The sequence below is a fragment of the Altererythrobacter chaiwopuensis genome, assembly GCF_054957755.1.
This window is the reverse complement of sequence record NZ_JBTXJG010000019.1, coordinates 1-272: the sequence shown is the minus strand read 5'-3', so window position 1 is coordinate 272 and position 272 is coordinate 1. Positions and strand designations below refer to the sequence as shown.

Annotated in this window: 1 pseudogene; it reads right to left on the bottom strand. The window is 62.5% G+C overall.

The window, feature by feature from the left end:
* A pseudogene (locus ACX2DJ_RS13015) lies at window positions 1-228 on the bottom strand (PTS fructose transporter subunit EIIBC); the annotation flags it as partial.
* Window positions 229-272: the final 44 nt, after the last annotated feature.

Here is a 272-nt window from a genome sequence, read left to right as displayed (position 1 = left end):
TAGCGGGATGATGACCACAGGCATCAGTGACTGCACCACGCGTGGCACCTTCCAGGAGCCAATCCACAGGGCGATGAGACCAGCCAAGATACCGGTAACCAGACCACCAATGAAGCCAGCGCCGATGGTGACGGAGATGGCGCCACCGACGAAGCCCGGCGCGATGCCTGGGCGTCCAGCAAGTGCGTATGCGGTGTAGCCAGACAGGGCTGCCACGATGAAGCCCATGGCTGCTTGGCCGGTGGCGAACAGGACTGCGCCGAAGTACAACA